This window comes from Reichenbachiella versicolor, from assembly GCF_003171675.1.
Lineage (GTDB): Bacteria > Bacteroidota > Bacteroidia > Cytophagales > Cyclobacteriaceae > Reichenbachiella > Reichenbachiella versicolor.
In genome coordinates, this window is record NZ_QFZQ01000006.1 from 145,023 (window position 1) to 158,413 (window position 13,391).

Below are 13,391 nucleotides of genomic sequence, written 5' to 3' on the forward strand. Positions count from 1 at the left end.
TCTTTAATAGAACAAAAAATATCCTTTCTCCACAATATTCAATCCTATTCTAAGTCACTTAAGTCTTTTTACCACTATCAAACGTCTCTTAACAAAAGAAATAACTCTTATATTCTTCTATTAAATGCTTTACCTCTTTCAACACCTACTTTTTTAACCTAATAAATCAGTACTTTTCACTGTTTACCACAAAAAAAGAGCTCGACAACATTGCCGAGCTCTTTTAGCATTTCATTGATATCAAATCAATTAATATTCTTGACTTCCTTTTTGACTAGAGTTATCCTAACCCATTACCTATCGCCACTATGATAATTCCAATGATCATACAAGCAAGTCCAGTATAAAGAAGACCTTTTGCTTTTCCGGAGGCTTTTGCCCACTCACCTGTGATAATTCCTGACACGATTGCTACTGCTACCGAGACTGTATTAAAAATAGCATACCCTACTGTTCCTCCTGTAGCACCAAGCTTATAAGCTGCATATGCAAATGCCACTGATGCAGAGAAGTTGAAAATACCCATGATAGTAGCTAAAAATGCATTTTTCCCAAAACTTGGTGAAGCGAACTTACCCCATAGTTTTTTAGCGGTCAGTTGTTGAGCAAAATATGCTGCGATAGCAACTCCACCGGCCATGTATATGATATACATAACAGCTACAGAGCTCATCCAAGCTGGATTACCGTTTGCCTCACAAGCTTCAGCTATTACTCCGAAACCTACTGTATTTGCATAGCTAAATCCTGTAGCCAAAAGACCTCCGACTATTGCGATGATGATACCTAAGCCCATTGAGCCATCAGAGCTATCTTCTCCTCCTTCATCTTTTTGACGGGTCATACCTGCTTTACCATTTGCTATTACTCCTATCAATACAACAAGAATACCTGCCATGATGGTAGAGAATACGTTCATTGCTGGTAAACCATCAACCATAAACGGTATCAATGATCCAACCAAAATAATAGTACCGATGAAAATTGAGAAACCTAACGAAAGACCAATATGATTGATTGCTTTACCCCACATCATTACGCCGATACCCCATAACAAACTTGCTATGATCATTCCTGTCAAAACTCCTACCGGAATAGAAGCTAAAACTGCACCAAACCCGTCTATCAATGTAAACGCAGCGATATTGGGAATGACGAAAGTGTTAATTGCAAAAAATAAACTCCAAGTATTTTCGAATTCAAAATCCTTTGTAAACTTTTCTGGTAGAGCATATAACCCTAGCAATAAACCTGCTAGCACCGCCCAAATAATTCCTATTATCATAATTCCTTAGTTTATAGTCGAGAGTAAATAGTCCAAAGACATAATCCACTTCTCATTAATAATTACATTCTATTAAAGTCCATCTTCTATGGACTGTGGTTGATTGATTAAAATTCTAATTTGAATACGGTTGTACTCTTAAATTCTTCTCCTGCCTTTGTGATTGACTTTGGAGAACCTTCTATATTCGGCCCATTTGGCCATCTATGAGTCTCACAGCAGAATCCTTTATATTGACCATATTGAAGACCATTTTCTCTCTTCAGGTCATCCGAAGTATACTTTCCAGTGTATAACAGCATACTTGGTTCAGTACTGCTAACTTCTAGTTTGATTCCTTTAGCTTTATTTTCTACAGCTGCATATGGCTTCAACTCTTCTGCTGCATTATCAAAAACATAGAAGTGTTCAAATCCACCCCCCATAGCTTCATGAACATCTCCTATCACTTTACCTTCTCTTAGGTCATCTACAGCACCTGCAACGCTTATCACTCCAGTCCCTGCTCCAGTTTCATCACAGTCAATCTTCTTATCTGTATATACTGTAGCCGTATGTCCCAATACCTTTTCCTCAAAACCTGATAAGTTCCAGTATGTATGGTTGGTCATTGACAATGGTGTATCAGCATCAGTAGTTGCTAAGTATTCGATTTTGATTTCATTTTCACTAGTTAGCATGAAAGACACTTGAGCTTCAACTGTACCTGGAAAACCTTCTTGTCCGTCTGGAGAGGTCAATGAAAATACTAATGTATTTCCTTTTATCTCTGAAGACCAGACTTGCTTATCAAAGCCTTTAAGTCCACCATGTAGATTGTTTTTACCGACCATTTCAGCTAGCTGATAATCTTTGCCGTTTAGTGAAAACTTCGCGTCTTTTATTTGAGAGCAGTACCTACCAACTGTACAGCCAAAGTACGGAGCGTTCGCTTTATACTCTTCTCCGAAATAGCCTTCTAGTGTATCAAATCCACAAGCTATTTCCATTTCTTTTCCCTCTACCGGTAAAGTGATCGATGTGATCGTCGCACCATATTCGGTGATTTTCACTTTCATTCCATTGGTATTGGTCAAAGTAAAGATCTTGACCTCTTTACCTTGAAGTTGGCCAAAATTTTCTTGTTCTATATTAGTCTTATCTGTCGTCATCATTTCTGTTTGGTTTCGGTTTAAGTTTTTATGTTCATAGTCTATAGACCACAGTCAATAGTTTGAATGGTCAAGTAGATAAAATGTTTTTCAACTGTCATTATTCTCCTATCGACTTTGGTCTATTATATCACTACACTTTATGTGGTGCTAATTTTTCCCAATTGAAGGTAACGCCGGTTCCTGGTTCGTCTGATGCTACAGCTCTGTAGTTTTCAGCGACAAGTGGTCTCGTTGTATATTCATCGATTGGAAAACTATGCACTTCCAGCCAGCCTGCATTAGTCTGAGCACTGATCAAGCTTACGTGAAGCTCTTGCATACCATGCGCGCACACTGGAATATTGTGTTTTCTTGCTAATTCTGCTACTCTTAACCACCCTGTGATACCTCCACAATTGGATGCATCTGGCTGGATAAAACTAAGTTTAGCTTGATCAAAAGCATATTCAAATTCATGAATCGTATGAAGGTTCTCTCCCATCGCAAGTGGTACATTCGTAGCATCTGCAATCTTTCCAAAACCTTTATAATCATCTGGAATTGTTGGTTCTTCAAACCATGTAATATTGAATTCTTCCATTCTTTTTGAACATTCAATGGCTTTCTCTACACTCATCGAGTAGTTAGCATCTACCATGAAAGTCACATCTGGACCTATGAATTCTCTTACTGCTTTGATTCGCTCTATATCTTCATCTAGGTTCTCTCTACCGATTTTAATTTTCACGGCTTTGTAGCCACGGTCAAGATATTCCTGCATGTTTTTTAGAAGCTTCTCGATTGGAAATTGTAAATCAATACCTCCACAGTAAGCTTTACAAGTCTTGTCAGCTCCTCCAGCCATTTGCCATAATGGCTTGTCAGCATTCTTGCACTTGATATCCCATAGTGCGATATCAACTGTAGAAACAGCAAAAGAGACTATACCGCCTCTTCCTACATAGTGCATATGCCATTCTAAAAAGTCATATATACCGTCAATATCAGTACCATCCATTCCTATCAATGCTGGATTGATATCATTCTCTAGCATTGCCTTGATTGAATGACCACCTTTACCTCCTGTATAAGTATAGCCAGTACCTTCGCTTCCATCTTCCAAAGTAATCGTAGTAGTGATTAACTCGAAGTGGGTGTGATCACCGTGCTTTGCATCACTCAATACTTCTGGAAGAGGCACATTAAACAACTGTACCTTTATATCTTTTATTTTACTCATAAATTAGTCTGCAGACCAAAGTCAATAGCCCATAGAATAGTTGACTACGGGCTATCTTCTATGGACTTATTAGTATTTCACGTAGAATGTTTTCTTCTCAAGGTATTGTTCGAAACCGTACTTCCCGTCTTCTCCTCCACTACCAGACTTTTTGTATCCGTTGTGGAAACCTTGATGCTGCTCGCCATGACCTCTATTGATATAGATTTCACCGAACTCAAGCTCATCTGTCAACTTAGCGATATTCTTGTAGTTCTGAGTGAATACCATTGCAGCTAGACCGTACTCACATTCGTTAGCCCATTCGATTACTTGATCAAAATCATTGAATTTGATCACTGGAAGAATTGGACCAAATGATTCCTCATGTACAATCGTCATATCCTGAGTTACATTCTCCAAGATTGTTGGCTCGAACCAGTGTCCTTTCTCGAATTGAGCACCTTCAGGCTTCTTACCGCCTATTGCTACTGTTGCGCCTTCTTCGAGTGACTTTTGTACTAAATGCTCCATGTGAGTCAACTCCGAAGCATTCACTTTAGGGCCCATTTCTACGTCTCTTTCAAGTGGGTTACCCAACTTGATTTCTTTAGTCTTAGCTATGAATTTCTCCATGAATTTGTCATAGATATCTTCATGTACATACATTCTTTCATTACATGTACATACCTGACCACAGTTATCCCATCTAGAGTGGAATGTAGCAGCTACTGCTTCGTCTATATCTGCATCTGCAAATACGATTGCTGGAGCTTTTCCTCCTAACTCAAGCTGAACATGAGTCAAGTTTTCAGAAGCAGTTTTGAAAATCTGTTGACCTGCAGGAGTAGAGCCTGTCATAGTTACCATTTTGGTGATTGGAGATGCTACTAATGCATTACCCAATACTCTACCAGATCCAGTCACAATATTTAATAGACCTTTAGGAAGACCTACTTTGTTGGCGATATCACCAAGTTCAAGAGTCGCTAGTGGAGTCTCTTGAGTAGGTTTTACAACGATTGAATTACCTGCTACTAAAGCTGGACCTATTTTTCTACCTGCAAGTGCTAATGGGAAGTTCCAAGCTGTAATAGCTACTACTACTCCTCTTGGAATTTTGTGAATATAAATGTGCTCATTTTCATTGTCAGATTGAACAATATCTCCTTCAAACTGTCTAGCCCAATCACAAGCGTATTCAATGAAAGTTGCGGTCACTTCAACTTCAATTTCAGCTAAAGAGATGATTTTACCTTGCTCTCTAGTCAGTAATTCAGCCAATCTTGATTTGTTGGCTCTGATCTCAGCAGCAAACTTTCTCATTAGCTCAGCTCTTTTACGAGCAGGCCATTTTTTCCATTCTTTTTGAGCTGCTTCCGCTGCTTTTAGTGCGTTTTCAGCGTCAGCTTCAACACCCATAGCGGTAGTTCCTACTTGACTTTCATCAATTGGACTATAGATAGATGCTCTTTCTCCAGTTGTAGACTCCGTCCACTCACCGTTGATAAATAATTGGTAGTCTTTCATTTCTTTATTTAGTAATGGGTACTGAGTATTTAAGTACTAGTACGACGTTGTTTAAGGTTTATTTAAAAAAGCAAATGGCATCAAATGCACAGCTTTGATACCATTTAATAATGCTATTTAGCGTCCCATCCAGCCGCCATCTACTAGCATGATAGATCCATGCATATAAGCTCCAGCTTCAGAACATAGGGTCACTACTGGTCCTGCAAAATCCTCTGGTAATCCCCATCTTCCTGCTGGAATTCTTGATAGAATTGACTCTGATCTTACTGGATCATTTCTTAAAGCTTCTGTATTATCCGTATTGATATAACCTGGTGCGATAGCGTTTACATTGACACCTTTTCCAGCCCACTCGTTAGCGAAGGCCATAGTCAACTGTCCTACTGCCCCTTTAGAAGCTGCATAACCTGGTACTGTAATTCCTCCTTGGAATGTCAATAGTGATGCAGTGAAGACAATCTTACCTGATCCTCTTTCTACCATCTCTTTTCCAATCTCTCTAGTCAAAATGAACTGAGCGTTTTGATTCACTTCTATCACTGTATCCCACATATCATCTGGGTGCTCAGCTGCTGGAGTTCTAAGGATAGTTCCTGCGTTGTTTACCAAAATATCAATTACTGGATAGTCACCTTTCACAGCTTTGATGAATTCATATAAGCTTTCTCTCTTAGAAAAATCACATTGGTATGCTTTGAAGTTTTTACCTCTAGCTTTTACCTCTTTTTCTACTTCACTTCCTTCTAGCTCTAGAGATGCACTTACACCTATAATATCAGCTCCAGCTTCTGCCAATCCAACGGCCATTGCTTTACCAATACCTCTTTTACATCCTGTTACTAAGGCAACTTTGCCGTCTAATTTAAATTTATCTAGTATGCTCATTTGTTTGTTTAGTATATAATCAGGAGACGATGGTCGATAGAACTCTGTGAACTACAAGCCATCGTCTATCAACTGTTTTATGCTTGGCAGTCAATTAAATATTTCATCCCTGCTGGGTTGTTATCAATCGTCTCAAAAATCGATTGGATATTGTCTAGGGTGTCAACTTTGGTAGTTAACTTTTCGAATGGAATAAAGCCTGAAGCTGCTATTCTGATTGCTTCTTCATAATCATCTTCTTCGTAAAGCCTAGCACCTAATAGCTCAATTTCAGACCAGAAGAATTTGAAAAGATCTACTTTCTTTTTCTCTCCACCGTGAATTGCTACCATTACTATTCTTCCTCTCACATTGAGAACTTCTGTCATCGCATCTACACCTGGCTGTGATCCAGAAACTTCAAATGCACAATCGATCATCTTCTCCTCAGTCAACTCGCTGATTTTTTCAGTCAAGCTTTCTTTGATTGGGTTGATCGTCGTGAATCCAAGCTCTGACAGCATCTCAAGTCTGTTCTCATTTACCTCTGAAATGATCACGTTAGCTCCTTTTTCCTTTAACACATATGCGATCAAAGTTCCGATAGGTCCTCCTCCTATTACTAGGCAATTTTCTCCAGCTTGAACTCTACCAATTTTCACGTCGTGCGTAGCTACTGACAATGGCTCTATAAATGCTCCATTTTTCAATGACATTCCTTCTGGAAGTTTGTGCAAAGTGTATGCAGGAACTGTCCAACTGTTTTGGAATGCTCCAGCTGAATCAATACCAATAAACTTTAAATTTTTTCCTACATGTGCGTGGCCTTTGTCGAATGGGTGCGGCTCTCCAAAGTGCAATGGTCTTACTGCTACTTTGTCTCCAACCTTTACGTTAGTTACACCTTCTCCAATTTCTGCTACAGTTGCACTTGCTTCGTGACCTACAGTCTGTGGTGGGTTTACTCTTGCGTCCATTACGCCGTGATAGATGTGTACATCTGTACCACAAACGCCACAATACGCTACATCTAATCTTACTTCTCCTGCGCCTGGGGCTACCTTGGTCCCTTCGCCTATCTCAAATACTCCTTTACTTACGTATTTTGCTGCTTTCATTTGTATTGTTGTATAATTTCAATCTTACCAAAAAAACGGCACTTTGAACAGCCAAAGTACCTACATGTAATAGCCCAGTACGAACGAAAAATCGCCGTATACAAATATTGTTTGTCTAAACTTCAACCTCCTTCATACGCACTCAACGATTACTGAACAAACTGAACAGAGCCTCTTGTTGACATGGATTAATCCTCAACAGAGATGTTTTGTTCTATCATCGCAAAAGAATCACAACCTCAACCTTCTTCTGAGCAGATTTGTTTTTAATATGAACATATTCGTCCACTGAATGAATTACATCTATGAAAATGAGATTTTCAAATAAAATTTTTGCGAGAGTGTGATCATAAGGTTAACCCTGAAACAAAATGATTATTCAAACTCAACACTTATGACTTATCATCTTGACAATTACTTATTCTAGTAGTTGAGTAAAACTTATGCTTATGACATCTCTCTAAACTTATCAAGCTATCTCTGCTATTGAATATCTATGGTATTCTTATCACTGAGCTTATCCTATTCCCTAAAACAAAACTGCCCTTTAACAAGAGACAGATTGTGGGGTTTTAACAGTAGAAATTCCAATCATTATATCCTTATAGAGATAGTTCGTTTATCTTGTTCATTCGACTATCATTTTACTTGTATAACTATCCCCATCTGCAATCATATTGAGTATATATACGCCTGCTTCCAAATCGGCAATATTAATTTCAACTTGACCAGACTTAACCTTGATTGTTTTGACTGTTTTACCATCCAGTGTTTTGAAATTCAATAGTCCATGTATATTCCTTGAAGGAAACCCTACTTCAATTGAATTGGTGGCTGGATTAGGGGTTATATCTAGTGATTTTTTATTTATACTAGTTTTTATTCCTAGACTTAGGTTTTCATCATTGTATTCACTGCGTTTGATCTTTCTAGAGTGTTCAAAGACTTGCAATGCTACACTACTAACATGTCCACCATCGTCTTCAAAAATAACTTCAACTGAATTAGAAGCAGCAATCAAATAGTTTGGAACCTCGATCTCCAATACTCCAAAAAAGGTTTCCCGATCTACTTGCTTATCTCCGCGAATATTGGCGGGAACATATAAGTCTTCTCCATTGAATTTGACTATTGGTCGAAGATTTTTTCCATGATCTCTACCTAAGCCTAATCTTAATATACCCTCTCCATTAGTACCTTTTGACACATTATTTATGGAGAAAGTAATTGGTCGACCAGACTTAATCTCTTGTAGATAAGTCTTAGCATAATATTTGGTCTCTTTAGATACATGATTCATTGTGACATCATTCGATAATTCGATCTTCATTATTATCGTTCCTTCTGGCTTTAAGGTCATTGTTTTTGGAATACTTGATCCCGTAGTCCTGGAAATTTCCGTTCCCTGATTTTTCAGAAACATTTGCTTAACTTCAACACTACTTACTTGGTTAGTTTCTAGTCCAAGTGCATTGAGTGAGACTTCTACTGGGTCAAATTTTAAATTGTTGATAATAACGAAAGCAATGTCACCTTCAACATAACCATCTACCATCAAATCCAAATTGGTTGAGTATGTGTCGATTCTCGTTCCCTTTACTTCTGCCCACAACTCGTACACCTTGACCATATCTGTATACACCCATTGTCCGGATAAGGCATTCGGTTCGTCTTCCATCCTGAGTAAACGATGATTGTAAGTATTATCCACTGATGTAGTTCCCCATTTAGCTTTGATAGGAAGGAAGTTAACAGTTTTGTTAATGATATCTGCACGCTCCATAAACTGGAGCATCATCGAGTTAACAGACTTGTTGTGTAACCAGTCTCTGTATCTGGACCATGGACCAAAATAATCATGCATCTGTGCTCCATATTCTGAAATCATAAATGGCTTGACTTTATTAAATTTCATATAACTGTACTGCTCCATAATATCGAAGGTAGCTTCCATATTGCTCCCTTTTCGGTATTGTTCTTTTCCTTGAAGAGCTGGAAAGTCATAAAGGTGAATAGTCCAATAATCCATCTTTTCTCCTGCAATATCCATGAAGGCCTTCCATCTGTCATTCCATTCTCCAAAATTGTCTGCTTCATGATCTGGAAATGCTGTACAATATCCCCCTATCTTAATATTTTGATTATAGTCATGAATGGCATCTGCTACTCCATTATGGAATTTGAAGATATCTTGAAGGCTCTCATCACCAAATTCAAATAGATGCCAAACTGGCTCATTAATTACTTCTAAGTATTTCGGAGTAGGTTGTCCAGAAGCCCCTCCATTTCCATAAGTAGCTTGAATGTATCTTCCCATATACTCCCCTGTCGCTGTTCCAAATGATTCTTCCCCGGTATCAACTTGGGAAAAAGACCATTTTTCAGAACCTATCTCTTGACCATCAGGCCAAAACGGGTGTAATTGAGCCGCTAGTATCTGATCGTTTCGATCTTCATAGGCATGCCAGTCGGTTTTGTTGATATACTTGTTTTTAATAGAAGTTCCGTTTGCAATAATGTCTACTGGATTCGCATATCCTTTCCTTGCAGGATCTTCTCCTACTGCGTTGTTAAGATACCATGTGATAGTCCCAGTATTCCTCCCGAGATAAACATCGTATCCTTTCAGAAAGTGCTCTCTTACATTTGCAATCTTATTATCTCCATCCCATTCATCTTCAATCACATCTGCATGAATGGCTACAAATTTGTTTCGGTCAAATTGATCTATATCTCCTAATTGATGTTTTACATCAAAATTGACATCTATTACTATCTGTGCCTGTAAATAGCTCGTAACTCCTAGTATCAAAGTCAATATCACTCCCCTCTTGTTCATTTGATATATTGTTTATTCAAAAAATGGTTTAGGATAAAAAAAGAAACAGAGATCGATATACACCGATCTCTGTTCCCAGTTAAAGTATTAATTCATGGGTCTTGGTTCCCATAGACGCAGTTCTACATCGTCCAGCCATAGCGTACCTCCATCAAGCAACCTGAAGTAACAATATGTTGAAATTGAACTAGCATTAAATACCTTAGAAATCTGATGCCATTGATTAAATGATACACTACTGAAAGTGGTTTCAGCTTGTGTACCCCAATCTTCAGGTATAAATAAACCTATTTGATTGAAAGTCCCTGCGCCTGTAGCTGCAGTCACATAAATCCAACCTGAGAGCCTATACTGAGCTCCTGCTTCTATTGGGGATCCAAATGGGTCTGTATTATTTAGAGCTTCTGCGAATCCTCCATCTAATCCTACAAATTTCAAACTGTTAGATCCTGTTCTAGCAAAATCAGTAACTACCGAAACTGTTTGTCCTAAGTCAGCCCCATTCCAATAAACCTGTCCCCAATTCGAAGAACTTGATCCTTCAAACCCGCCTTGAACTTCTAAAAGATTATCCGCACCAAAATCTACTCTTTCGCTAAAATCTGTAACCAATACTCCGTCAGAAGTCATTAGACTACCAGCTGTAAAATCAACAGTAACAGTATCTGTATTGTATAGAGTTTCCTCACTAAAAGTGATAACTACTACGTTTTGTTCACCTGCCTTTAGATCGATTGAAGAAACTAGAGGTTTAATTTCTATCCCATTATTCTCGATCAATATATCAAAATCACTAGGGTTGATTGTGGTAGCATCCATTTCTCTGCTGAAGTTCAATTCTACCTTGTTATCAACTTCTGTCAATGCATCTAAATCAACAGGATCCGAGGAAGGAACTACTTTGATAAAATCGCGAAAAACTACTGTATCAATACCTGCTGGTCGAGTTCTTCTAGCTAAAAAAACGGCATCGTAAGTACCTACTTTTTTATACTTGACAGTAGTCACATCAGCTGTACCAGCTTCCAAATCTGCCGCTACATAGTCTACTCTAGCAGGGTCACTCCCATCAAGCATGTATATTAATTCCGCTGGTTCCCCTGTTGCTGTATAAGAATAACTTACACTCCTACTTGAAACAACTTCGTTTAGTGCACCTGTTGACATGTCTAATGATGATTCTACATTTCCATCTTTGTCCAGTCTTTGCCCAGTTATAGTAAGCCTTACAGAGTCCAATACGTCTACAATAATCAAACTATCATAAGATGTCTCTTCTTGCTGAAAACCATTGATGTAAAACGGTTCACCAAAATCTAGAGAAAGTTTAACCTCGTGCTTACCTGGCTCTGAAAAAACAAAATAATCTAAATCTGCTGTTGACATAGATGTACCTGTACTCACTGCAGTCCCTATATTTTCAGGCAGGGTCCAAGTCCTTGAAATCACACCTGAAGACACATCAGCAAATGTAATAGAGTCATTTACCTGAACTTGATTACCAAAATTGGTCTGATTATTATATACTACAAGGTTCTTTGAAGTTTCACCTGGAGCCTCGTATTGATCTTCGCAGGAGCTAACTATCACAAGTGCGATGGTTGCTACTGATATATATTTTAATAACTTCTTCATGTCCATAATAGTTTAGTCTTATTCTGATGCAGTTTCATCTGCTGTGACATTTAGTCCAGTATTTATTTGAACTTCACTTGTAGGTATTGGAAAGTAATCTCTTATCTCACTATAGTTAGCCAGAGCTGTAATGAAGTCGGGTCTAACCCTTGCGAGGTACAATGGAGCTATTCCTTCTATTGCATCATAATTGTCAAGCTTCCATTGTTCATCAGAAGCTAATATGGCCCACTGTGACTCAACCAACCCCCATCTAACAAGATCCTTCCATCTATGCCCCTCAAAGCATAACTCTAGTGGGCGCTCTACTAATCTAATATGAGTCAACAGGTTTGCAATAGTAGGAGAAACTTCTTCAGCTACTCCATATCTCATGGCGCTTCGATGCAACGCTGGAAAAGTGTTCATAGAAACTGCCGGACTACCTGTAACAGGCCGATCTAAATAATCAGTAATCGTACTTGCCCCTGCTCTGAATCTGATTTGATCTAGAATATCAATAGCGTCTGTCACTGCATCAGTAGCTCCGGCTTCTAGAATCGCTTCTGCGTACATTAGTAGGATATCAGCATACCTGATATGTCTAAAATTAATACCTGATCGTTCTAAACTTGCATCTTCAAACTCTAAGTGATACCAATTAGAGTGTTTTTTCACATATCCACTTTGACCAAAACCAAATGCTGTAATATCCACAATGTTTTGCCCATAATAAGTCCCTGTACCTTGAGCGTTTGCTATGCTTGCTTGAAGTCTATTAGATTCCTGTCCATCGATTCGTTCATTCATAAACATTTCATGCAAATAGTAGGTAGGTAAAACAGTATTGTACCCTCCTACATTTGTTTGTGCCATTTGTCTATTCATCGATGTGGCTTCAGCACCTACTTCATTGGTGTTATCATCAATTTTGTTCCCGTTCACATCTGGCACCAATACTTCAGAATAATTCACTTCAAAGATCGACTCACTATTGAACTCGTTTGTATGAGACCAGTTATCCAAAATATTTGGGGTCAGTGCATAAATCCCTTCATCAATAATCTCTTTGAATTCTTTTGCTGCATCTGTCCATTTACTATCGTACAAATAGACTTTACCTTTCATAGCTGTCGCAGCTCCCCAAGTAACTCGTCCTGTATTATCAACACCCGACCATTGAGTAGGTAGATACTTCTTTGCAGAATCTAAATCAGGCATAATAACCTGATTAGTCACCTCACTGATTGTGGAAAATGGTTTATCAAAATCATCGCTAGAAACAGGAATCTCAGTATGAATAACAGCCCCATTGTACGAATGGGCAATTTGGAAATAAAAGAATGCTCTCAAGAATCTAGTTTGAGCCATTATTAGTTTTTTCTCTTCAGCTGTCAGTGTTACTTTTTCATCTTCCAGATACTGTAACACTTGATTGGCTCTGAAGACACCTATGTACAACTCATTCCATTTTGTCTGAACATGCTCTGTAGCATCTGTAAAACTCAATGTTCCAAAGGCATCATGAGGAAACCAAAACTCGGTTGCTCCTAAATCACCCTGTACCATTTCGTAGGTTAAATTCGCTCCACTTACAGATTTGAATTGTAGTGCTCCATAAACGGTATTCAGTGCTTTATCAAAATCAGAACTTGATTCCCAAAATACCTCTGGAGTGATGGCATTTGGGTTTACTTCTGTCAAAAACTCATCCTCTTGACAACTTGTTGCTAGCAAGAAGACTGGTACCAATAAGGTATATAATATATTTTTCATCTTTCCGTGC

General features: G+C 38.4%; 9 protein-coding genes. All 9 read right to left on the bottom strand.

Annotated elements, in window-relative coordinates; all coding sequences use genetic code 11:
* Positions 1 to 280: 280 nt before the first annotated feature.
* Complete coding sequence (locus tag DKG80_RS13325) at positions 281 to 1,285, bottom strand: L-rhamnose/proton symporter RhaT (RefSeq protein WP_109831850.1); 1,005 nt, start codon at positions 1,283 to 1,285, stop codon at positions 281 to 283.
* 107 nt (positions 1,286 to 1,392) lie between these two features.
* A complete protein-coding gene (locus tag DKG80_RS13330; protein ID WP_109832052.1) occupies positions 1,393 to 2,436 on the bottom strand; it encodes an aldose epimerase family protein in 1,044 nt (347 codons plus the stop codon).
* A 133-nt stretch (positions 2,437 to 2,569) separates the two neighbouring features.
* The gene (locus tag DKG80_RS13335) at positions 2,570 to 3,658 is read right to left on the bottom strand and encodes a mandelate racemase/muconate lactonizing enzyme family protein (RefSeq protein ID WP_109831851.1); all 1,089 of its coding nucleotides are present in this window, start codon (positions 3,656 to 3,658) and stop codon (positions 2,570 to 2,572) included.
* A gap of 69 nt (positions 3,659 to 3,727) precedes the next feature.
* Positions 3,728 to 5,167, bottom strand: coding sequence for an aldehyde dehydrogenase (aldA, locus tag DKG80_RS13340; RefSeq protein ID WP_109831852.1), 1,440 nt, complete (start codon positions 5,165 to 5,167; stop codon positions 3,728 to 3,730).
* A gap of 117 nt (positions 5,168 to 5,284) precedes the next feature.
* A complete protein-coding gene (locus tag DKG80_RS13345; RefSeq protein WP_185140170.1) occupies positions 5,285 to 6,049 on the bottom strand; it encodes an SDR family NAD(P)-dependent oxidoreductase in 765 nt (254 codons plus the stop codon).
* An 83-nt stretch (positions 6,050 to 6,132) separates the two neighbouring features.
* Positions 6,133 to 7,152: a zinc-dependent alcohol dehydrogenase gene (locus DKG80_RS13350; RefSeq protein WP_109831854.1), complete on the bottom strand. Its 1,020-nt coding sequence runs from the start codon at positions 7,150 to 7,152 to the stop codon at positions 6,133 to 6,135.
* A 628-nt stretch (positions 7,153 to 7,780) separates the two neighbouring features.
* Entirely contained in the window at positions 7,781 to 9,991 is a 2,211-nt protein-coding gene (locus DKG80_RS13355; protein WP_109831855.1) for a T9SS type A sorting domain-containing protein, read from the bottom strand.
* Positions 9,992 to 10,078: 87 nt separating this feature from the next.
* Entirely contained in the window at positions 10,079 to 11,626 is a 1,548-nt protein-coding gene (locus tag DKG80_RS13360) for an Ig-like domain-containing protein (protein ID WP_109831856.1), read from the bottom strand.
* A gap of 18 nt (positions 11,627 to 11,644) precedes the next feature.
* Positions 11,645 to 13,381, bottom strand: a complete 1,737-nt coding sequence (locus tag DKG80_RS13365; RefSeq protein ID WP_109831857.1) for a RagB/SusD family nutrient uptake outer membrane protein — start codon at positions 13,379 to 13,381, stop codon at positions 11,645 to 11,647.
* Between the last annotated feature and the right edge of the window lie 10 nt (positions 13,382 to 13,391).